Consider the following 19,962-nt stretch of genomic DNA (forward strand, 5'->3'; position numbering starts at 1 on the left):
AGTATAATTCTTTGCAGGACTTAAATCAAAAAAAGGGGCTTAGGCGTTTAGCTAGCGCATTCCTGTATTCCATCCGCTATGCATCGAGAAGGCACCTTCTCCTCCCGCATATCCCATTGGGTAGACTTTTTCCGGGTTGTCATGACACCTGCCGCAGAAGTCAAGTGCGTGACAATTGCAGCCGGCTCCGTTCGACTTTGCGACCTTCTGGTGCTCATAGTACCATTTATCAGGCAGCCCATGGATTTCACCTTCGCTGTGACACCCGCACATCCTGTTTTCGCTCATACTTTCCCAGTGGCATTTATAGCAAAGACCGTTAAGTTTCTCAGCCTGCATTGGATGGTGCTTCTTAAACTCGGCGCTGTGCGGCAGGGTTAACCCATGGCATTTGACACAACCCTGAGTAGTTGCCGGTTGGTGGCAGCCGGTACAGGTAATTCTTATAGTTTTTACCTTAGGCCAGTCATCCAGCATTCTATTTTCCTTATACGCTATATCTTGCTTATGGCAGGTATCACATTTGGCGCTTGCTATTTTGTTATTGTGGCAACCGGTGCAGCTATTCATGGCAAATAGCTTGGCTGTTTGCGTCTTGTGCGCGACATCTGGATGGCAGCCGGTACAACTAAAGCCCCCGGTTATTAAATCTTTATGCCTAACCATTACTTCCTGCTTACTCTTAACCGTTCGGTTGAAGATATCATTATGGCATTGCAGACAGGAGCTGTTAGTTACAACTGCAGGGGACGGTTCACCCCCCTTAAAAAAGTATGCGATCAGGTGTTCTGCCCCGGTAATGTTTCCGGTGATGTAACCGAAGATGCCGGGCTCGTAGTGGCAGCTTAAACAGCCTACGTCCTTGTGCGTTGACTTCTGCCACTCCGCATGGCTTTTCTCTATAGAGTGGCACTTTGCACAGAGTACCGGCTGCGAGGCGGCCACATTTACGATGGCTAGAAAAACTATTAGAGAAATCGACGCAATAGTGAATCTTCTGATGATCTCTTCTTTTGGTATCGCTCTGTTGACGCTTCTCGCTGCTTTGTGGATCTCATATTGTTTCTTGATTGAGAAGATTATTAATATGAAAAGGATTGCTACGATTAGCGTTAAAACAATTGCCGAAATTATGATGACTGACTCACGCGGGAACCGCCTGGGATTCCTGAGGATTAATACCACCTGGTTTAAGAGCTTAACCAAGGTCGACTTAAGTTTATCCCAATTTGAGAAATATTTTGTTAAGCGGCCAAATAGCGATTCGGAATCGACCTGCGCAAATCCAGATATGTACAAGTGTGTTGCAAGTAGATACAGTTTTGCTAGCATGTAAACCTATAGCTCCTTTAGCTTGATTACGGGCTCTTGTGCCCCGGTGCGAACTTTTTCCCCGGAGTATTTGTGTGAGCCGCTTTTGTATGGCAAGATACACATGCCTCGGGCAGATGGCAGCGCCAGCATAAGTCATAACCCCGGTCTTTTACCATAAATTCATGTTCCTTCAAAAATCCTTCCGGGTGTGGCATCTCTATACGATGGCAATCATTGCACAGGCTTTTTTTATGGCATTGATAGCACCCGTTTACGTTTTGCTTTGCAGCAGCAGGATGCAGATATGACCATGGTTTTGTATGTGGGACCGGGCTTTGATGGCATCCCATGCAGAAGTTATCATCATGGCAGGTAGTACAGGTCTTGGGGTCACCCATCCCATGCAATGCCTTCCAGCCAGGGCCGTGGGTTAATTTCCATGGACCTCCACTGGCCAGCTTTTCTGTCTCAGCGTTTTTCGGGTGGCATTTCTCGCAGGTCACGTCTCCTTCTGTATAGTTATGGCAGCCGGAGCAGCTGTCCATATCGGCCTGGTTTCTGATACGTCCTTTTATCTGGTGAGCGATATCAGCGTGGCATGACGTACACAGATATCCCGAGAATTCTTTATGGCTCACCCTGATTCCCTTGCTGATAATTGTATGTTTGACTTCACGGCTGTGGCAGACAAGGCAGCTATCGTTTCCAACAGAAGCTACTATTGGGTCTTGATAAGAGCGAAAGAGCCATGTCGTAAAGTTTCTTCCCGCTTTTAACTCTGTTTTTAGAAACGAAAAATATCCGGTGTCCTGGTGGCAGGCAAGGCAGGATACCGAATGGTGGGGTGAGGATCTCCATGATACGGTCTGTTGTCTGGCGGCATGGCAAATAGAACAAGGGCTACCATACCTAGCGGAAAATTGGATAGATACGCCGACAAAAATCACTAGCGAGACTGCCAGGACCGCAAAAGCCCTGATTTGCTTGGTTATATCTCCATGATATTTACCCTTGGTCTGTATCTTAGCCATTTAAACCCTTTATTCATAACATAATCAGCCTGCCTCTCATTTACTATTCGAGGTTGCTCAAAGCAGCCTTGATGTCACTTCGGTTTGGGTACTTTTGCAAAAGTTCGCTATAGATTCGCTTTGCACGCCCGTACTTTCCGGTTTTTTCATATGCCTGGGCCAGGCGGTATTTAACCTCGCTATCTTCGGGATCGATCTGCAAAATTATCTTGGCCTGCTCTATTGCATCTGGATATTTTTGTTGAACCATGAGTAATCCCAGCAAACCCCTTCTTGGATTTGTCGAGTAGGGGTTTAAGGTGATCGCCTGCCCGTAACATTGTTCAGCTTGCCCAATTAGAGCCTGTTCATTGACCATTGCCGCATACACCCTGTATGCGGAAGCTTGGGCCAGGAGCAGGTCAAAATCCTGGGGATTATATCTTAATCCTTGATTGCTGACATCAATTGCCTGTTCAAGCAAGTTAGGGTCTTTAAGCACGTTGCCCTGGGCTATCATTGCTACCGTAAGGTCGCGTCTGTACTGGGACTGATAAGGAAAAATACCAACGGCATTACTTAAGTTTATAATCGCCTGGTTTGGCTGGTTGTAATATCTGTTAGTTATCCCGTTAAGGTAGTATATATCGGCAATCAGAGGCTTTAACGAAAAGATAAATAAAACCGATGCCGCAAGGGAAGCCGCCCCAATGATCGCTGTGCCGTATTTTGTTTTCAGGGGGATTGTGATACTTCTAAGCGATTTGTTGTAAGGATATAGAGAGGCAATGGTACCCCCTAGCACCCATACAGGAGCTGTTATGCCTATAACATCGATGCCAGACATACCCTGAACAAGATAGCCGGCAATGCCGGCCAGCGCTCCCATGGCAAAGCCTGTCGTTGAGCTTTCTTTTTTGATAAGCTTAAGCCCGGTGGCAATTAAAATGATTACCAACCATAGAAATATCAACATACTTATGAGACCACCGTTTATGGCTGCCTGCAGGAATATATTGTGCGCTCGATCGGGAATTGTATTTTTCTCAAGCTGGGCTTTTCTTAGCGTGTTAAACGCCGGCGACCATACATACATTTGATCCGGTCCATAGCCCACGAGCGGGCGAACCGATATCATCCCAAGAGAGCTTTTCCATATTTCGACACGGCTTGCCCCTGTACCGGCCGATGGATTGGCCGCTGTTGTAATTCTCTCTTGCAGAGAATTTACCGTGCCTACCAAAACGCTATTGCCTGCGGCCAGTAGGATAAGTAGTGCTATCGCGGTACTTATGACGCTGACAGAAAATGCAGTTGCAACGGCCCTTAAGAGTTGCTTTCTCTGCAAGATGATAACAGCCAGGATTCCCACTGCAGCTCCAATCCAGGCGCCGCGAGAGCCGGAGAAAATTACAGTAATAAAGCCAAGGCCCAGTAGAGGGGCAACAATCCACTTTGGAAGCCCCGGGATATTTTCTTTTCTGTCCAGAAAGTAGTTAAAAAATATCGGCCCCATGGTGGCAATATAGCCACCCAGGAAAACTGGATTGCCAAGCGTTGAGCGGCTCCTACCCTCGAAGCCCCGCATAACCGGCGGCAGAAAATCGAGGCCGAGGTACTGCAGGATACCGTAAATAGCTATTATGCCAAAAGAGATGGCCGATGCTACTAGCAGGCGATCTAGCCACTCCTTTTTGTTCATGAACTGCCCGGCCATAAAGCACAGTATTATATATGCATAAAAAGTAGGAAGATTTTCATACCGCGCGTATTCGCCAATCAGGCTAATGAGAACTATCGGTGAAGCAAAGGTAGCTATGGTCACCATAATCGCGAATGCGAACAATGGCTTATTGAGAGGATTCCGCTTTATAGTGATTCCTCCAGAGAGAAGTGAATATGCCAGATAGCTCACCAGTATAACCAGGGTTAAGGTATAAAGTACAATTGCTTTTGGAAGGTCGTAAGCATCGTAGTTTATTGCCGACATTACAAGCGGTAAGAGTGCGAATGCCGCAACTAAGGACCAGCGGATTGAATTGCTCCATACTTCTGTAGTGCTTACCGTTTTATTTTCCACGACACTCACGCCTAGTAGTTATCCGGTCCGGCATTGTTTACTGATTCGATGTTTAAATGCAGTGCAATCCCTATATTGCTCTTCTATTATTAACAGATTGTGAATAGGGTGTCAAAGCAAAAAAGTATCAGACAAGAAGCTATTATCATTGGCAGCCAGCCATGGTCAAGTCTCAATCTGTCTGTAAATAGCAGTCCCGACTACGCCACGGTTGCTCAAGACTTTAACCTCCTTTTGCTTCTCATTTTCTCGTTGCTCAATATAGCGATTCTCAAAGCTTTGCGTTCATGTTCGGTAAAGCGAACTCTTTGCCATCTCTCGGATGCTCTTTAAGAGAGTACCAAAAACAAGCTTTAAGCATTGCTGCTCACCACGAAAACGAGGAATAATCTTAGAGCGGCGTCTTTCTTCAACAAAGCTTCTCTCGATTAGATTAGTCGTTCGCACGTTTTTTCTATGCACAGCCGGCAGTTTTAAATGAGCAAGACTTGCCTCGATATCCTCATTGAAGCACTTGATCATCGAGGGATATTCTTTCTCGAACTGCTCGATAAATTGTTTGGCAAGTATTTTGCCCAATCAAAAGTCTGCGGCATCTCTTATTGCTACAAGGTAGGGCTTTATAATTGCTTTTGCATCTTCCGGTACTTTCTCGAGTAGGTTTTTCATCTTATGAAACCAGCAGCGGATTCTCTCTGCCTCTGGCCACATTGCCTCTATGGCCTTGATAAGCCCTGGCGCACCATCACTTGTAATGGTTAAGGGTATTTTAAGCCCTCGTTTTACCAGACTTCTAAAGTGCTCAAGCCAGGCGTCATAGCTTTCTTTGTTGCCGGTAGTCATATGAATTAAAACCTTAGACCCATCAGAGAGTATCGCCCAGGTTACTAATATTCCCTCTTTTGTGCCGGATTGTTTTCTTAAGGACTCGTATACGGCATCTGCAAAAAGATAGACGACATCAAACTTAGATAGATCACGCTCGGTAAAGGCCTTGTATTCTTCCCAGAGAGTTTCAGTTATGCGGCTTACACTTGAGCGAGACAGAAGCAAATCGTCATCAGGAGCAAGACCTGAAAGTATATCTTCGATGTCTCTGGTTGTAAGGGGCTTACATACATCTCAACTACCAGGTTCTCTAACACCTCGGTCCTTTTCTTTAATTGCCTCCAAAGCTTTAGAAGAAAACGGTTCATCGGTATCTCGTACTTGAGGCAGATCAATTGCAAGGCGGCCTTCAGCCGTATCTAAGTAGCGCTTTTTATATCCGTTTCTATAACCATTATTTTCTTCGCTTTTTCGCCCGTAATAACCGCGCCCCAAGACTTCTTCGACCTCCGACTCCAGAAATTCTTGAATTACTCTTCTTGCGCCGATCCTAAACAACTCGCCAGTTAAATCAGCGGCCTCATCGCCTTTTCTTAATCCTTGTGCCAACTTTTCTAAAGCCATTGCTCGGTGGTATTCTTTTCATTAGGTCTGGACTCCCTTCATCGATGGTTTGATATACCATGATCGTAGTTCAGACCGCTACCTTTTTACAGACATTTTATGACGGGACCGCCAGCCATAGCCAGCCACTAACTTCTGTCTAAGTAAGCCGACGCTATAAGTGCCGGCAGCTATAAGTAGGTTTTACCGGCGGCTGGTAGCCACATGCTATAGCTTTAATAAAAAACCAGCTACGAGCTTATTCCTGACAGCCGAAACCGGGTGTTTCGAATTAAGAAGCTCGTAGCTGGCGTGCCCCCAGATGGTTTTATAAAAAATTTTCTATGGTTTATAAATCACATGGTTTAGCACGAGGATAATGCGAGCGTTAGTAATTGTCAACAAATTATTAAAGTTTCTATTGAATGCTTGGGCTGAGCAGGGATATACTGTTAAAACAGTGCAACAGATACCATAGTTTGTTAAAATAATAGCAATTGTTTCAAAGCAAGCTTTATCTTTGCCGATTGAGCTAAGCTAAAGGATTCACAAAGTTTGCCAGATAAATGATATTAAGCTCAAAAAATTATTACAATACAGGAGGTATCTGGCTTAAAAATGCAAATATATGCTAGAGAATGTGAAAACAGTTGCTATTTTAATGACTTATTGCGTATACTTAACTAAAGCTCGTAAAATAAACTACAAAGGAGGTGATTTTATTTATGAGTAAACTGTCAAATATAAAGCCGGCTCCTGCAGCAGTGTTGCATAGGTTGTCTTTGTATCATTGCTTGTTAACCGACTGGCTGTTGGCCGGAAAGAAAGGTGCTATAACTTCCAAAGAGATAGCTTCCTCGCTGGGTCTCAATGAGGTTACCGTAAGAAACGACCTCTCGTTTCTAGGTGAAACTCCTGGCAAAAGGGGGGTTGGGTACAGCATTGATGGTTTGAGGCAGATGTTGGGCGAGTACCTGGCCTTGCCACCATTTGCTCCCGTGGCTTTTGTCGGTTCGGCAAAAGTAATAAGCTCGCTTTTTACTTTCTTTCTCGTTGAGAAATTCGGGTTTATATCTGCTGCTTTCTTCTCAGAAGACCCTAACGATAGAGGTGCGGTAATCAACGGCAGGGAGGTTGAGCCTGTCGAGGCAATATCACCTGAGCTGGGTGCCATGGGGATAAAGGTAGCCGTTGTTGTAACCCACCCAAGCTGGGTTCAGCACAGTATCAACCTTCTTGCGCAAGCAGGCATCAAAGGCATCCTGGTTTTAACACCATCGGTTGTAATTGATGTTCCTGAAGGTGTATACGTTACACAGGTTAGGATACCTTGCGATTTGAAGTCGCTCTTCCATAGAGTAAATATGCTGGAGCAAAAAACGGAGGCCGAGATATAGTTCAGCAAGATACTATAGCTTGCAACTAGAAGTCGTTTTTAAACAGGGTTCGAGTCGAGCGAGAGTAAAATGCCCCTATGTCTCGCTTCCGTTTTTTGCGCAGTAAAACTAGTGTAAAAAACGTTTCTTAAGCAATCCTAAAAATCGGTAAACCCATTTTCTTTAATCCCAAAGACATTTAACTATCCCGTATCGGCCTGATATTGATAAGCACAGTTAGTTATCTACCGATACGATTCTACTCCCTTGACAGAATTCGGCGCAGGGTTTAATCTGTAATCGAACATATGTTCGGATTAGCAATCGGTAACGGAGGAGTCTGCTGTGCTTGATATTCATGAACCAATTGAGGTTTCTGCGGTCTTTACTAAAGGCCGCCTAAAGCCAATCTCGTTTGTCTGGAAACGCAGATATTACAAAATCGACAGTATAACAGGGGTTTATAAATATTTTGTAGGCGCCTCCAAGTGCTATGGCTATATAGTAAGGTCGGGCTCTGACCTGTATGAGATATCGCTAAACACTGGAGAGATGGTCTGGCAACTAGAGAAGATACATGACGGATTTGACTTCTACAGCCAGCGGAAGGTTTAGACGATAGGAGTTACCATGTCAAGAACAGTTATTCATATTGATATGGACGCATACTTTGCCTCTATTGAACAGCGCGACGTGCCGTTGTATCGCAAAAAACCACTTCTCGTGTGCCATACAGACGACCTTTCCTCTTATAGGGGTGTTGTGGCGGCGGCTTCTTACGAGGCAAGAGAGTTTGGTATCAGGGCAGGAACGTCTGTTCTTGAGGCAAAAATCAAGCTTCCGAATGCTATCTATGTTGCCGGCAATTATGAGAAATATCTTTATAACACGCGGCGGTTGGTTGAGATATGTGAAAGGTATTCCGACATTGTGGAAGTCTACTCCATAGACGAGGCTTTCCTGGACATGACATCAACAACACATCTTTTCGGTTCGGCCAGGGATGCTGCAGCGGCTCTACAAAAAGAAGTGCAGGAAAAGCTTAACCTTACCTGTTCAATTGGGGTTGGCCCGAACAAGCTGGTTGCAAAGATGGCATCCGAGTTTAACAAGCCGGGAGGTCTTTCAGTAGTAGACCGTAAGGACCTACCCGGCCTGTTGGCACCCCTTCCGATAGAAAGTATACCAGGGATAGGCAGGCGAATGAGCAAGCATCTTGATGCTATTGGGATCAAAACCATCGGGCATCTGGCAGAAGCGCGGCCTGAGGTGCTTAAAAAGAAGTTTGGTATCATCGGTGAGGTGCTTAGTCGGGCGGCCCGCGGTATAGACGATAGCCCAGTCATCTCAACGCGTGAGGGTGTAGATGTAAAGTCATTTGGCCAGAGCTTATCTTTGGGAAAAGGAAGTACAGATACTGACTATCTATACAATGTGCTTCTTGGCCTTTGCGATGGCGCAACAAGAAGAATGAGGAAGGCGGGGTATTTAGGAAGAACCGTTACTGTCTACATTATCATGGGCAGGCTTTTTAGCCTGAGCCGGCGTACCAGCTTGGGGGGATACACCGACCTTCCGGGTCGAGTCTTCGGCAGTGCCAGGCGTATCCTGTCATCTCTACTTGCGGAGAGGGCCGCTTTTGATATCTATCCCGTTACCAAAGTAGGTGTAAGCGTGGCTGATCTAACCAAAAAGGGTTTCGGGCAGCAAATATCGGTCTTTGATATTCTGGATAAGAAAGAGGCAGCTCTAACATCAACCGTTGACCGCTTGAAAAATAAATATGGCGAGAGGGCTGTTACCAGATGCTCTCTGCTTGGTCTTCGCAGTAAATATCTTGGGGCGCCGAGGGCGGAAATCGGGATTTTTTAAATGCCAAAGTCTTGGTGTAACGAAGTGCCAATGCCTGTGCTCTAGTGCTATGGTTTAGTGCTGAAGTTCGCCATTGCTCTCGTACTGCAGATAAGAAATACTAACTGGCAATTGATAACTGATAGCTTAAGTAGCTTTACTTAAATTTAGCGCGTTGGAAGATTGGTATATAAAGACCTGTTGCGATAGGTGATCAGCTTGATGTGTAGTAGAGCATGTTCCAACCGGAGAGGTCGGTTATATAGAGGCTTGCCCTGTTAAGGCTGTTGTTGGTGCTGCCAAACCCCCAGCGGATTACAAGTAGCCAGCAGTCTTGCTTATTAAAATTTGCTTTCTCCATATAAATGGGAAGGGCGGGTCTTTTTGTCTGGTTTAAAATGGCGGAGATCGGGCTTCGCATCAGCTCGCCGTTGATTCCTGCCTTATCGCTTATTCTATTGACCAGCAAGTCCATGGCTTGATTGTGCAGCTCCTTTACGTCGCCTACGGTAAAGAGACCATCTGTTTTCTTCTTTATGTTGATAAGCAGCTCATCAGCAGCTTTTGAGTCGTAGTTTTTCTGCAAGACAACGACTTCCGGCCAGGGGCCGATTTTTTTTGTCGAGGTTTGCGCTGTGTCTCTGCTTGCATTCGTGCGGCCTTCTACCCCCGCATCCGTGGGGGCTTCGGCTTTTTGCGCCTTATTGCTGCCATATTCTTCACTCAGCGCTGGGGTTTTTCCCGGCAGAGTATGTTGTCCGGTTGTGCCGTTTTCGGGTGTGTTTATATTAATCTGTGACAGTATGGACGCCAGCGCGATAGCAGCGACCACACCGGCTGCTACCAAGTACTGCAGACGAGGTAAAAACAGGCGACGCCCACGGACCCGCCCATCTTTTTCAGCGAGGGCGATTTCCCCTAGGGAGCGTGATACTTCGGCTGGCACTTCTAGCTCACCGAGGCTTTGAATCATCTTTATCGCACTCTTCATCCGCGCGAGGTTTTCTTTGCAGCCAGAGCACTCCTTAAGGTGAGCCTCCACCTGCTCTCTTTCTTCCGCCTCGAGTTCTTTGTCTATGTGTGCACTTAGCAGATCTCTTACATTCTTACAGTCCATAGCCATCCACCTATTTAGACGTTTATTCTCTCAAGCTGTTCCCATATGGCGCAAGTTTTTCGGCAAGTTTAAGTCGGGCGCGCGCCAAACGGGACTTTACCGTGCCGACCGGTGATTCGGTTATATCGGCTATCTCTTCGTAGCTGTAACCATTTAAGTCGTGAAGTATTACTACAATTCGCTGATCTTTTGGCAGCTCAAGGATCGCCTTTTGAACTATAGTCTCAATCTCTTTTTGCTCGTAGGCCTGGTGTGGCAGCATTCCCCCATCCAGAAGAGTTTCATCGGCCTCGACAGTTTCGGCCCGGTGAGATTCTTTGCGCAGCCAATCTTTACAATAGTTTATCGCCAGGCGGTAAAGCCACGTGGAAAAGGCAGAGTCACCGCGAAATCCTGGCAATTTTCGATGCAGGTGAAGAAATATCTCCTGCGTCAAATCTGCAGCATCTGAGCCATTACCCGACATCCGATAGGCTAGGTTATACACAAATCGCTCATATTGCTTGACCAGCTCGTTAAAGGCATGCCTTTCACCTGAAAGGTATCTTCTAATGGTATGCATGTCCGGGTCTAATCTGTTGTTTACCATAACGACTCTCTTTTGCCTGACTGCATAGCTTTACGTTGAAAGGATAGCACATATTTATACGGCCAAATAGCGCGACTTAATGGAACTAAGAGCGACAAATCGGCGTCTAAAGTTATGAAATATCTTTAAGGTATCACAAGGAGGAGTAATTATGGGAAAAAGGATTGTAAGACCGCTAGCTTTTGGACTGATAATCAGCTCGGCCGCTATTCTTTTTGGATATGCAGTCTTTATTGGGGTAGCTCCGGAGGGGAGAAAGGCAAACATACCTTTAGGGAGCATTAAACAGGGCTATTCAACGGGTAGGCCAGAAGGGTTCGCTGCGGGGAAGGTTAACTCATCAGGAAGCGCCGTAGATTTTCAGTCGATGTCCCGCAATGCGAAAGTAGCTGATGTAGGTGCTCCTGAGGTGCTCCAAAAGCTCAATATACCATCAGCTGATGGCAGAGTAGTAAAGAATGCTAATCTAGAGCTTCAAGTTAAGAAGGGTGAATTTGATAGTAGCTTTGAGCGGGCACTTTCCATTATTAGAAGCGCCGGCGGATATGCCAGCCAATCAAAAAGTCAGGCGATCGGGGATAGAATTACAAGCGGGGAGATTATTATGCGCATTCCCGCGGAAGAGTTCGACTCGGTTCTCGCCAGCCTTAAAAAAATTGGCAAGGTAAAGACGATTAACATAACAGGTGAAGATGTCTCTGAGGAGTATGTAGACCTGGAGAGCCGGCTTAGAAACTGGAGGGCGCAAGAATCCGTATTGCTTGGTCTTATGGGAAAGGCCAAGTCGGTTTCCGAAAGCATAATGATTCAGAACAGTCTCTCACGGGTACAGTTGGAGATAGAGAGAATAAACGGACGCTTAAACTTCTTAAAAAACCGGGTTAGCTTTGCCACCATAAGGCTATATATAGCCGAGCCGCAGGCAATAGTGAAACCTGATAAGTGGGGCTTCAAAACCGCGCTGGAAAATGCACTGCGGGCAAGCACAATGGTCTTAGGTGCATTTATTATACTCACGGGATACTTGCTTCCCTTGGCAGCTCTCGCTGCTATCGGCTATGCGATATATCGACTGATCAACTTGCGGCGTGTGGCCCATAGTTCGTAGCTTGCAAAAAGCTTGATTCTAGCCAAAAAGTGCCAACATGCGGAGGTGTCAAAGTTGAGTAAACAAAAGGCATTGGTAAAGATATTGGCACTTTGGCATATCAAGACTTCGGCACTTTACCTACAGGCGGGCAATTATCTCATCGCCCAGCTTCTTGATTTCCCAGCGGATGCGCCCAAGCGTTGTCCACTGCGAAGCAACAATGACCAGCGCGACATCCGGGTTGAGAGATGATACCGCTACCGGTCCGTGCTCGAATTCAAGAAGGGCTGTTTTAAGTCCGCCCTGATTTAATTCGTATCCGATTCTATCGAGCACGCTAAAACTAGTTGCAATAATGGCGCTTACCATCTCCGCATCAAGCTCGGTGCTGGATACATGGTCGATTGTAAAACCGTCTCGCGTGACAAGGACAGCAGCTATAACTCCATCGATATCTATAAAACGATGCAGCAGTTGCTGAAGGGTAACCATGTCAAGTGGGTCTTCATCGTTAAGAAGGCTTTCTACCTCTTCTTGTGTTACAAGATCGCTGGCAGTATTATCTACTGGCTCAGCCGTAATGATTTTTTCTGCTACCTCTTCTATTATCGCGCTTTCTTCTGCTATCTCCTGTGCCGCGATGGCCTCGCTGCTGCTTGCCTCTTTGCCATCGGCATTTTGGGGCGCATTTGCATTCTTGATTCTTTCGGCCAGTGCTTCAACGATATTTTTCCTTATTTCGGCCTCGTTCGGTTGTTTTGGCCTGCCTCTTTCGGCATCTTTTTTCTTTTTTTTCTTATCGTCCGGGGACTCATCCGGCTCGTTACCTTTTAAGAATACGGATATTAGCTCAGCAAAATCTCGCTCATCCAAGGCGAACCTCCTCTGGGACGGGTATTCCGGTACACTTAGTATGTCATTAGTTTACAGGCAATCTATTTAGTTGCCAAGTCCTACCAGACATTACATGAATGCCAATGACTTGATTGCTGTAATAGTATTAAATGACGGTAGATAGATTGTCTACTATGTGATTTGGCGTTGGTTAGTCTTTGGGCACTATCAGCAGTGATTAATTCTCTCTAAGTATCTCGTGGAGTTGTTTGAGAAGGTTGCTGTCTTCGGCACCTAAAGCAAAAATTGCGGCTATCGTACAGCTGATATCGGCCTTAGGTTCATAGGAGTAGACAGCGATGGGGTCGTTATCGGAAAGATTCTTTAGAATCCCGTTACGTGCCAGCTCATCGGCCTCTTTTTCTACCTGCCCTTGCCTTCGGCCGATTATGTTGGCAAGGCCTTTTACAGTATGTAAAGAGAAGGGATTCGCCTGATAGAAATTAACTAAATCCCATTTAATGGGCGAATCAAGAATGTCTAAAACAAGCGATTTTGTTTTGTTGTCCAGAGCTTTTAGTATTCTTGCTATTTTTCTGTTTATCGTCTTACTCACCAGAATTGTCGTTGTCGTATTCATGTTTGCTGGCTAACTCCTGGAAGAACTTGTATTGCCTGATCAAACCAATTAGGACCAGGATCAAGAATAATAGCTCAGCAAGAATATGAATATTCTTAAGCACAAGTATTATAGGCTCCCATACCTTCATGCTGAAACCGGCTTTACCACCAGCCAGGTTTAAGTCAAGAGCAAGTGATAATACTGGTTGGCTAACTTTATACCTTAACAGAAAGTTATGTACGATTAGGATAGTAAAAGATATCGCATACACCGGCACGCTTGGAAGTATCCAGCGCCAGCTCTCTGCCAGATCACCCTCTAAGATAAGCCAGGTTTTGCGTGCGATTAGGGCGGCTACAAGTCCAATGACTGTAACTATAATGGCAATTAAATCAACCGATGTCACTTAGGCACCTCGCCGTCTAGAGAGGCCTTTTAGTAGCTGATACTGCCGCAGAAGGCCGAAGAAGGCAAGTATAACAAAGACGAAATGGGCGGTAATCCCAAGGAACTGCGTGCTTATGCCAGCGAGGGATGTTACATCAAGCTCATAAAGAAGCATAAATAGCATTGCCAATGCAAGTACCTGGAAAGCGATGAAAGAATATGTCCAGCTTAAGGCTAAGTTGCCAGCGACTTTTCTAAGTATACCGTATGATATAAATGCTGCCAGGCACGCCAATAACAAGTCGATTAGTTCTATAAAAGCTACGAAGCCCATCGAAGCTACCTTTTCTTGCGAATTAGTCCCTCTTCAAGAAGAGTCTTACCGCTGACCAGGCGTGATGGGAATCCGGTTAGAATTCCCTGTTGTCCTGCGAACTTGGTATCGATCTTTATACCTTTATCTGTAATTTTATATCTTCTAATATCTTTGGCATGTTTGCTGCCTCTGGCTTTAAGAATCGTAAGGGCGGTCTCAAGCTCACTCTCGATCTCAACATATCTTAAGAAGATTATATTATCAACGACAAAGCCAAGGCTTGCTTCAAGCACACCGTCGTGACCAAAAAACAGGGGAACCTCACTGGTTAATATGGTGGTTAGCCCTAGCCTCTTGAATCCATTTATCAAGCTGTTAAATATCTGCCTTAATTCCTGGGGGTTGTTATCAAGCTGCTCCATTAAGGTCACGGAATCGATCACAATTCTTTTCGCGTCAATCTCCGCGACCAGGCGATCGATAAAGCCGTTTTCTTTCTCGAGCTCGCCCTTAAGGACAGCCGGGGACGTGAAAATAACCTTAATCTTGCCCTGATCTGCAAGTTTTTTAAGGTCCCAGCCCATGTTTAGCGCATCCCGGTAGATAATCTCTGGAAATTCCTCAAATGTGATATAGATTCCCGATTCATCATAGTGAGCGGCTCCATTATGGATAAATTGTATCCCAAAGGTAGTCTTCCCTGTTCCAGGTGGACCCGCTATTACAGTTGAGCTTCTCTCATAGAGGCCACCATCAAGCAGTTCATCTAATCCGGGTACGCCGCTTAGTATTTTTTTCACTGTATGCCTCCATTATTAATTACTACATACTTGATCGCGCAATCTGCCCAGGTACACCGAACTGTTGCGCAGAGGCAAAAGCTCCGCAAAAATGTGCCGGCAGCAGGTGAAACAATTCGCTAATCTATAGACTAGGATAACATATAAGTAACTTCATCTCTACTTTTACTCTATAAATTTATCAAGAACTAGAGTAATTCAATATCTTGTAACCTCTTATACAAAGCCTCTCCTAGCCTGCATAGATGCTATGCTGAATATTTAGCATGTCGTGCGATCACTAATCCTTGCATCAACTAATGGTATTTATAAGTTAGCGTTTGCGGTATAAAGTTAGTTTGCCGATGGTCGATAATATAATAAGAACCATATAATAAAACTTGACAATACCACGCTTAGATTTTATACTTAGATTAAACTGAAGCGTAAGGAGTGTTGAATAATGGCTAAAGCTCTGGGGATTGACCTAGGAACAACCAACTCATGTATGGCCATTCTCGAAGTTGGCGAGCCGAAAGTTATCGCCAATGCCGAGGGTGGCAGGGTTACTCCATCGGTTGTGGCTTTTTCTAAGACCGGTGAGGTGCTCATTGGGGAGGTAGCAAAGCGACAGGCGATCACCAACCCGGATCGCACTATTAAATCAGTTAAGCGCCATATGGGTAGCGACTGGAAGATCAACATCGACAGCAAGGATTATACGCCGCAGCAGATTTCGGCCTTTATCCTGCAGAAGCTAAAAAGAGATGCCGAGGCATATCTCGGTGAGAAGATCACACAGGCTGTAATTACGGTTCCGGCCTATTTTGAGGATGCCCAGCGTCAGGCAACAAAAGATGCAGGAACAATTGCTGGCCTTGAGGTTTTGCGAATAATCAACGAACCTACTGCGGCAGCACTTGCCTACGGCTTAGATAAAGAGCACGACCAGACTATTCTGGTTTTTGACTTAGGTGGAGGAACGTTTGATGTCTCTATCCTGGATATCGGAGACGGCGTTTTTGAGGTACGTGCAACTGCAGGCGACAACCACCTAGGCGGCGATGATTGGGACCAGAAGATAATCGATTGGATGGCTGACGACTTTAAGGCTAAAAACGGGATTGACCTTAGAGCAGATAAGATGGCTATGCAGCGCTTAAAAGAGGCGGCAGAGAAAGCCAAGATGGAGCTTTCAACGACGCTTACGACCAACATCAATCTGCCGTTTATCACGGCCGATGCAGATGGTCCAAAACATCTTGACATGACGCTTACCCGTTCGGAGTTTGAAAGGATGACTGCAGATCTATTAGAGAGATGCAGCAAGCCGGTTGAGCAGGCGATGAAGGATGCCGGCGTTTCGTCATCTGATATCGACCATGTCATCTTGGTTGGTGGTTCAACTAGGATGCCTGCGGTGCAAGAGATGGTCAAGAAGATCACCGGTAAAGAGCCGCACAAGGGAGTCAACCCGGATGAAGTAGTTGCTGTTGGTGCCGCAATCCAAGCCGGTGTCTTGATGGGAGAGGTAAAAGACATACTGCTTCTTGATGTTACACCGCTCTCGCTTGGTATTGAGACGCTTGGCGGCGTCTTCACCAAGATGATCGAGAGGAATACGACAATTCCAACCAAGAGAAGCGAGATCTTTACCACTGCTGCAGATGGGCAGACATCGGTTGAAATCCACGTATTGCAGGGCGAGCGTGAGATGGCGGCATACAACAAGACCCTGGGCCGCTTCCATCTAGTTGATATCCCGCCGGCACCGAGGGGTGTACCTCAGATCGAGGTAACTTTCGATATTGACGCCAACGGTATTGTAAACGTATCGGCAAAAGATATGGGCACCGGCAAGGAACAGAAAATTACGGTAACCGGCGCGACTGCGCTTAGCAAAGAAGAAATAGACCGGATGATAAAAGAGTCTGAGTCTCACGCGGAGGAGGATCGCAAACGCCGTGAGGAGGCAGAGGTCCGAAACAATGCGGACAACCTAGCGTATACGACTGAGCGCACGTTAAAAGATGTTGGAGATAAGCTTCCTGCGGCTGATAAAGAAGCGATCGAAAAAGCTATCGCCGAGGTCAAGGACGCGCTTAAAGGCTCTGATATTGAGAGAATCAAGAAGGCGCATGAGGAACTATTGCAGCAATCCTATAAGATCGGCCAGGCTGTCTACTCGCAGCAGCAGGCAACCGCATCAGACGGCGGCGCAGAACCTTCGGCAAACGGCCAGGGCGAGAATGTAGTTGATGCTGATTATGAGGTTGTAAGCGAAGAGGAATCTAAAAACTAGAGACTGAAGGTCAAAAACTGGAAACAAGAGGTCAGATTGAGGCTCTAGAGGGAATAAGGTGTTATTGTGAAGGGCCTTAGATCTGTAGAAATCTTAATCTGGTCTCTGAGAGGTGCTTTAGCACCAGTCTGAATTTTACTAATGAAACCGGGAAGAGTGGCGTATCTTAAGGAGGGATTAAAATGGCAGTTCTGAGATGGGATCCATGGCGTGATTTGTTGAGCATGCAGAATGAATTAAGCCGGATGTTTGAGCGAGCCTTTGGCACAGCAGATCGAGCTTCTCGTTCGACTGCCTGGATACCGGCAATTGATATGTTTGAAAAAGAAGGTGCAATTGTAGTTCGCGCCGAGCTTCCGGGTATTAGGCCGGAGGACGTTGATATCTCAATAATCGAGGACAGGCTATCAATCCGTGGCGAGCGAAAGATTCAAGAAGAGGTAAAAGAAGAAAACTACTACCGTATGGAACAGCGCTACGGAACTTTTGAGAGAATCATGCAGCTGCCCGCAAAGGTCAACGCCGAGGATGTCAAGGCAGTGTTTGCCAATGGAATACTCGAGGTTACCTTGCCGCGGGCTGAAGAAGAAAAACCGAAGCAGATAAAGGTTCGTGTTGAAAAAGAGTCGTAAGTTAGCAGTAACGCCACTTCTTCCCGTAATTTTGAGGTGATTTCGTTGCCAAAAGATAAGATTAAAAGCGACATAAAAGATGACAATAACATAATAGATAGTGAAGCGCCCCAGGCAGATGCGCCGGCAGACGCAGGCGAGCCGGCAGTTACAAGTGACGCAAATGATGCCCATGAGAAGGCTGCGGCGGAAGAGGATTTTGAGAAGCTCTACTATGAGCTAAAGGAGAAGTTCGACAAAAAGGAAGCTGAAGCAGCTGAGTACCTTGATATGTTGAAACGCACGCAGGCGGAGATGGATAACTTCCGCAAGCGGATGATGAAAGAACAGGAGCAAATAACGCAATTTGCGTCCCAAGTTGTGCTGCTTGAGCTCCTGCCGGTAATCGACAACCTGGAGCGCGCGCTGAATACGGCCGATACTGAGGCTGGCGGCGGAAAACTTCGCGAGGGTGTGGAGCTTATCTACTCGCAGCTTAAGGGGATATTAGAAAAGGAGTGTGTCGAGGTAATCGATCCTGTGGGCGAAGAATTTGATCCCCTCTTACATGAAGCCGTTATGCAGGTTGAGGCTGATGGGTTCAAGGAAAACACCGTGGTTGAGGTAATGCAGAAGGGATACAGCCTAAAAGGCAGGCTTCTGCGTCCGGCGATGGTAACAGTTGCTAAATAGGTTTGGAAATTTTAATTTGTGAACTTTGGTTGTCGAATTAATAATTCCTCCCCTTGAGGGAAGGCCAGGTGAGATAATCCATCGTTACCTACCCTTGCTCTGGATTTGTTAACGATGGACCGGGAGTGAGACCCAGAGGTCTCAGGTGATAGATATGAACGCGAGCAGGACGTATAAGGACTATTATGCGATACTTGGGATTAGCAAAAATGCAAGCCAAAAAGAGATAAAAGATGCGTACCGGAAATTGGCACGCAAATACCATCCTGATGCAAATAATTCGAATAAAGAGACCGAGGAGAAGTTTAAAGAGATAAATGAGGCCTATGAGGTCTTAAAAGACCCGGAGAAGCGCAAACAATATGACGCTATGGGTAGCTACTTTAGCGGGAAAGGCTTCGGTGGGTTTAATCCGCAGGATTTTGCCGGATTTGATGGTGCCGGCTTCTCCAATTTCAAAGGAGGTTTCTCTTTTAACGGCCTTGGAGACTTGTTCGACATTTTTAACTTCGATATAAATGGACGGGCTGCCGGTACCCGTGCTTTTAAGGGTGAAGACATAATCTATAATATACACCTTACTTTTGATGAAGCGCTTAAGGGAAAAACTGTGCAGTTTGTTGTCAACCGGGGCGGGTCTCAGGCAACTGAGACGGTAAAGATACCGCCTGGTGTGGCAGATGGCAGTAAGCTCAAGTTTAAAGGAAAGGGAGGCGCCGGCAAAAATGGCGGTCCTGCAGGTGACCTCTATGTTGTGACTAAAGTAGCTGCACATCCGTTCTTTAAGCAAAAAGGAAGCGATATATTGCTAGATGTTCCTGTGACCTTTACCGAAGCTGCGCTTGGGGCAAGCATCGAAATTCCAACGATTGACGGAAGCGTTGCGCTAAAAATACCGGCAGGCACACATGATGGGCAAACGTTCAGGCTGCGCGGAAAGGGCGCTCCGAAGCTTAAAGGGGCCGGCCGGGGTGATATGCTAGCTACTGTTCGTATAGAGGTGCCCAAGGATATTACGCCTGAGCAAAAGGAACTTTTGCTAAAATTTGCAAGTAGCAGAAAAGACGATCCAAGGCGTATTTTTAAAAGATAGAAATTAATTGAAAGATTGATTTTTGTCGGGCAATAGGTCCGGTTTTGGAGTGAGAAGATATGTATGATGAGCCAGTCTATATGATAAGCGTTGCAGCAAAGCTTGCGGGGATGCATCCCCAGACGCTCAGGATCTATGAGCGCAAGAAGCTCATCAAACCGAATCGCACAAAAGGGAGCACCCGTCTTTATTCCCAGCGCGATGTTGACCGCCTTAAGTTAATACAGATGCTCACCCAGGAATTGGGAATAAACCTTGCAGGCGTTTGCAAGATATTTGAGCTTCAGGATGAAATAGAGCAGTTACAAAGCATTATGGCAGAGCTTGAAAAGAGGGTGTCGATCCTGCAAGAAAGCTTAGATAAAGAGCTGGAGAAAGTGCAAAGAAATGCCCTTGTTCCAATATCTCGCGGTCGCATAGTCTTACGTAAACCAAAGCATTAAAAAGGTTTACAATTTGGCAAGCAT

At 46.0% G+C, this 19,962-nt stretch carries 22 protein-coding genes; 9 read left to right on the plus strand and 13 right to left on the minus strand.

From position 1 onward, the window contains the following. Positions 1 to 51: 51 nt before the first annotated feature. From K6T91_06415 to K6T91_06440, 6 genes are all read right to left on the minus strand, one after another. Positions 52 to 1,332 (minus strand): NapC/NirT family cytochrome c, encoded by a 1,281-nt coding sequence (locus tag K6T91_06415; GenBank protein ID MCL6472431.1) that lies wholly within the window; start codon positions 1,330 to 1,332, stop codon positions 52 to 54. 26 nt (positions 1,333 to 1,358) lie between these two features. After that, complete coding sequence (locus K6T91_06420) at positions 1,359 to 2,345, minus strand: hypothetical protein (GenBank protein ID MCL6472432.1); 987 nt, start codon at positions 2,343 to 2,345, stop codon at positions 1,359 to 1,361. 43 nt (positions 2,346 to 2,388) lie between these two features. Next, positions 2,389 to 4,404 (minus strand): O-antigen ligase family protein, encoded by a 2,016-nt coding sequence (locus K6T91_06425; GenBank protein ID MCL6472433.1) that lies wholly within the window; start codon positions 4,402 to 4,404, stop codon positions 2,389 to 2,391. Positions 4,405 to 4,689: 285 nt separating this feature from the next. After that, on the minus strand, positions 4,690 to 4,983 hold the full coding sequence (locus tag K6T91_06430) for a transposase (GenBank protein ID MCL6472434.1): 294 nt from the start codon (positions 4,981 to 4,983) through the stop codon (positions 4,690 to 4,692). After that, positions 4,984 to 5,496, minus strand: a complete 513-nt coding sequence (locus K6T91_06435; GenBank protein MCL6472435.1) for a transposase — start codon at positions 5,494 to 5,496, stop codon at positions 4,984 to 4,986. A 30-nt stretch (positions 5,497 to 5,526) separates the two neighbouring features. Beyond that, positions 5,527 to 5,856, minus strand: a complete 330-nt coding sequence (locus K6T91_06440; GenBank protein ID MCL6472436.1) for a transposase — start codon at positions 5,854 to 5,856, stop codon at positions 5,527 to 5,529. 704 nt (positions 5,857 to 6,560) lie between these two features. On the opposite strand from K6T91_06440, the gene K6T91_06445 reads away from it, so the two are divergent. From K6T91_06445 to dinB, 3 genes are all read left to right on the plus strand, one after another. Beyond that, on the plus strand, positions 6,561 to 7,232 hold the full coding sequence (locus K6T91_06445; GenBank protein MCL6472437.1) for an HTH domain-containing protein: 672 nt from the start codon (positions 6,561 to 6,563) through the stop codon (positions 7,230 to 7,232). A 324-nt stretch (positions 7,233 to 7,556) separates the two neighbouring features. Next, a complete protein-coding gene (locus K6T91_06450; GenBank protein ID MCL6472438.1) occupies positions 7,557 to 7,826 on the plus strand; it encodes a hypothetical protein in 270 nt (89 codons plus the stop codon). Between the two features lie 15 nt (positions 7,827 to 7,841). Beyond that, the gene (gene dinB, locus K6T91_06455) at positions 7,842 to 9,083 is read left to right on the plus strand and encodes a DNA polymerase IV (protein ID MCL6472439.1); all 1,242 of its coding nucleotides are present in this window, start codon (positions 7,842 to 7,844) and stop codon (positions 9,081 to 9,083) included. A gap of 193 nt (positions 9,084 to 9,276) precedes the next feature. Here the strand turns inward: dinB and K6T91_06460 are convergent, their stop codons facing one another. Both K6T91_06460 and K6T91_06465 read right to left on the minus strand, forming a co-directional pair. Further along, a complete protein-coding gene (locus tag K6T91_06460) occupies positions 9,277 to 10,179 on the minus strand; it encodes a zf-HC2 domain-containing protein (protein ID MCL6472440.1) in 903 nt (300 codons plus the stop codon). A 22-nt stretch (positions 10,180 to 10,201) separates the two neighbouring features. Continuing rightward, positions 10,202 to 10,768 carry a sigma-70 family RNA polymerase sigma factor gene (locus K6T91_06465; GenBank protein MCL6472441.1) on the minus strand — a complete coding sequence of 189 codons (567 nt, stop codon included), beginning with the start codon at positions 10,766 to 10,768 and terminating at the stop codon, positions 10,202 to 10,204. Between the two features lie 151 nt (positions 10,769 to 10,919). Here K6T91_06465 and K6T91_06470 point away from each other — a divergent pair, with 151 nt between their 5' ends. After that, on the plus strand, positions 10,920 to 11,876 hold the full coding sequence (locus tag K6T91_06470) for a DUF4349 domain-containing protein (protein MCL6472442.1): 957 nt from the start codon (positions 10,920 to 10,922) through the stop codon (positions 11,874 to 11,876). 120 nt (positions 11,877 to 11,996) lie between these two features. Here the strand turns inward: K6T91_06470 and K6T91_06475 are convergent, their stop codons facing one another. From K6T91_06475 to K6T91_06495, 5 genes are all read right to left on the minus strand, one after another. Beyond that, entirely contained in the window at positions 11,997 to 12,731 is a 735-nt protein-coding gene (locus K6T91_06475) for a roadblock/LC7 domain-containing protein (GenBank protein MCL6472443.1), read from the minus strand. Positions 12,732 to 12,930: 199 nt separating this feature from the next. Beyond that, entirely contained in the window at positions 12,931 to 13,332 is a 402-nt protein-coding gene (locus K6T91_06480) for a hypothetical protein (GenBank protein MCL6472444.1), read from the minus strand. Continuing rightward, positions 13,301 to 13,720: a hypothetical protein gene (locus tag K6T91_06485; protein ID MCL6472445.1), complete on the minus strand. Its 420-nt coding sequence runs from the start codon at positions 13,718 to 13,720 to the stop codon at positions 13,301 to 13,303. The genes K6T91_06480 and K6T91_06485 overlap by 32 nt, the downstream gene beginning before the upstream one ends. Further along, positions 13,721 to 14,035, minus strand: a complete 315-nt coding sequence (locus K6T91_06490) for a hypothetical protein (GenBank protein ID MCL6472446.1) — start codon at positions 14,033 to 14,035, stop codon at positions 13,721 to 13,723. Positions 14,036 to 14,040: 5 nt separating this feature from the next. Further along, a complete protein-coding gene (locus K6T91_06495) occupies positions 14,041 to 14,817 on the minus strand; it encodes an ATPase (protein MCL6472447.1) in 777 nt (258 codons plus the stop codon). Between the two features lie 442 nt (positions 14,818 to 15,259). On the opposite strand from K6T91_06495, the gene dnaK reads away from it, so the two are divergent. The 5 genes from dnaK (at position 15,260) to K6T91_06520 (ending at position 19,938) form a co-directional block, all read left to right on the plus strand. Next, positions 15,260 to 17,098, plus strand: coding sequence for a molecular chaperone DnaK (gene dnaK / locus K6T91_06500; GenBank protein MCL6472448.1), 1,839 nt, complete (start codon positions 15,260 to 15,262; stop codon positions 17,096 to 17,098). 182 nt (positions 17,099 to 17,280) lie between these two features. Continuing rightward, the gene (locus tag K6T91_06505) at positions 17,281 to 17,730 is read left to right on the plus strand and encodes an Hsp20/alpha crystallin family protein (GenBank protein MCL6472449.1); all 450 of its coding nucleotides are present in this window, start codon (positions 17,281 to 17,283) and stop codon (positions 17,728 to 17,730) included. Between the two features lie 45 nt (positions 17,731 to 17,775). Continuing rightward, a complete protein-coding gene (grpE, locus tag K6T91_06510) occupies positions 17,776 to 18,402 on the plus strand; it encodes a nucleotide exchange factor GrpE (GenBank protein MCL6472450.1) in 627 nt (208 codons plus the stop codon). Positions 18,403 to 18,556: 154 nt separating this feature from the next. After that, complete coding sequence (locus K6T91_06515) at positions 18,557 to 19,495, plus strand: DnaJ domain-containing protein (GenBank protein ID MCL6472451.1); 939 nt, start codon at positions 18,557 to 18,559, stop codon at positions 19,493 to 19,495. 59 nt (positions 19,496 to 19,554) lie between these two features. Continuing rightward, the gene (locus K6T91_06520) at positions 19,555 to 19,938 is read left to right on the plus strand and encodes a helix-turn-helix transcriptional regulator (GenBank protein MCL6472452.1); all 384 of its coding nucleotides are present in this window, start codon (positions 19,555 to 19,557) and stop codon (positions 19,936 to 19,938) included. Positions 19,939 to 19,962: the final 24 nt, after the last annotated feature.

Source organism: Bacillota bacterium (genome assembly GCA_023511485.1).
Taxonomy (GTDB): domain Bacteria; phylum Actinomycetota; class Aquicultoria; order Aquicultorales; family Aquicultoraceae; genus CADDYS01.

Bases quoted from the DNA above. Each gene is read 5' to 3' on its own strand.
- K6T91_06480 (MCL6472444.1), bottom strand. From the start codon at position 13,332: ATGAATACGACAACGACAATTCTGGTGAGTAAGACGATAAACAGAAAA.
- K6T91_06490 (MCL6472446.1), bottom strand. From the start codon at position 14,035: ATGGGCTTCGTAGCTTTTATAGAACTAATCGACTTGTTATTGGCGTGC.
- K6T91_06520 (MCL6472452.1), top strand. From the start codon at position 19,555: ATGTATGATGAGCCAGTCTATATGATAAGCGTTGCAGCAAAGCTTGCG.
- K6T91_06415 (MCL6472431.1), bottom strand. From the start codon at position 1,332: ATGCTAGCAAAACTGTATCTACTTGCAACACACTTGTACATATCTGGA.
- K6T91_06505 (MCL6472449.1), top strand. From the start codon at position 17,281: ATGGCAGTTCTGAGATGGGATCCATGGCGTGATTTGTTGAGCATGCAG.
- K6T91_06515 (MCL6472451.1), top strand. From the start codon at position 18,557: ATGAACGCGAGCAGGACGTATAAGGACTATTATGCGATACTTGGGATT.
- K6T91_06445 (MCL6472437.1), top strand. From the start codon at position 6,561: ATGAGTAAACTGTCAAATATAAAGCCGGCTCCTGCAGCAGTGTTGCAT.
- dnaK (MCL6472448.1), top strand. From the start codon at position 15,260: ATGGCTAAAGCTCTGGGGATTGACCTAGGAACAACCAACTCATGTATG.
- K6T91_06465 (MCL6472441.1), bottom strand. From the start codon at position 10,768: ATGGTAAACAACAGATTAGACCCGGACATGCATACCATTAGAAGATAC.
- dinB (MCL6472439.1), top strand. From the start codon at position 7,842: ATGTCAAGAACAGTTATTCATATTGATATGGACGCATACTTTGCCTCT.
- K6T91_06440 (MCL6472436.1), bottom strand. From the start codon at position 5,856: ATGGCTTTAGAAAAGTTGGCACAAGGATTAAGAAAAGGCGATGAGGCC.
- K6T91_06420 (MCL6472432.1), bottom strand. From the start codon at position 2,345: ATGGCTAAGATACAGACCAAGGGTAAATATCATGGAGATATAACCAAG.
- K6T91_06470 (MCL6472442.1), top strand. From the start codon at position 10,920: ATGGGAAAAAGGATTGTAAGACCGCTAGCTTTTGGACTGATAATCAGC.
- K6T91_06460 (MCL6472440.1), bottom strand. From the start codon at position 10,179: ATGGACTGTAAGAATGTAAGAGATCTGCTAAGTGCACACATAGACAAA.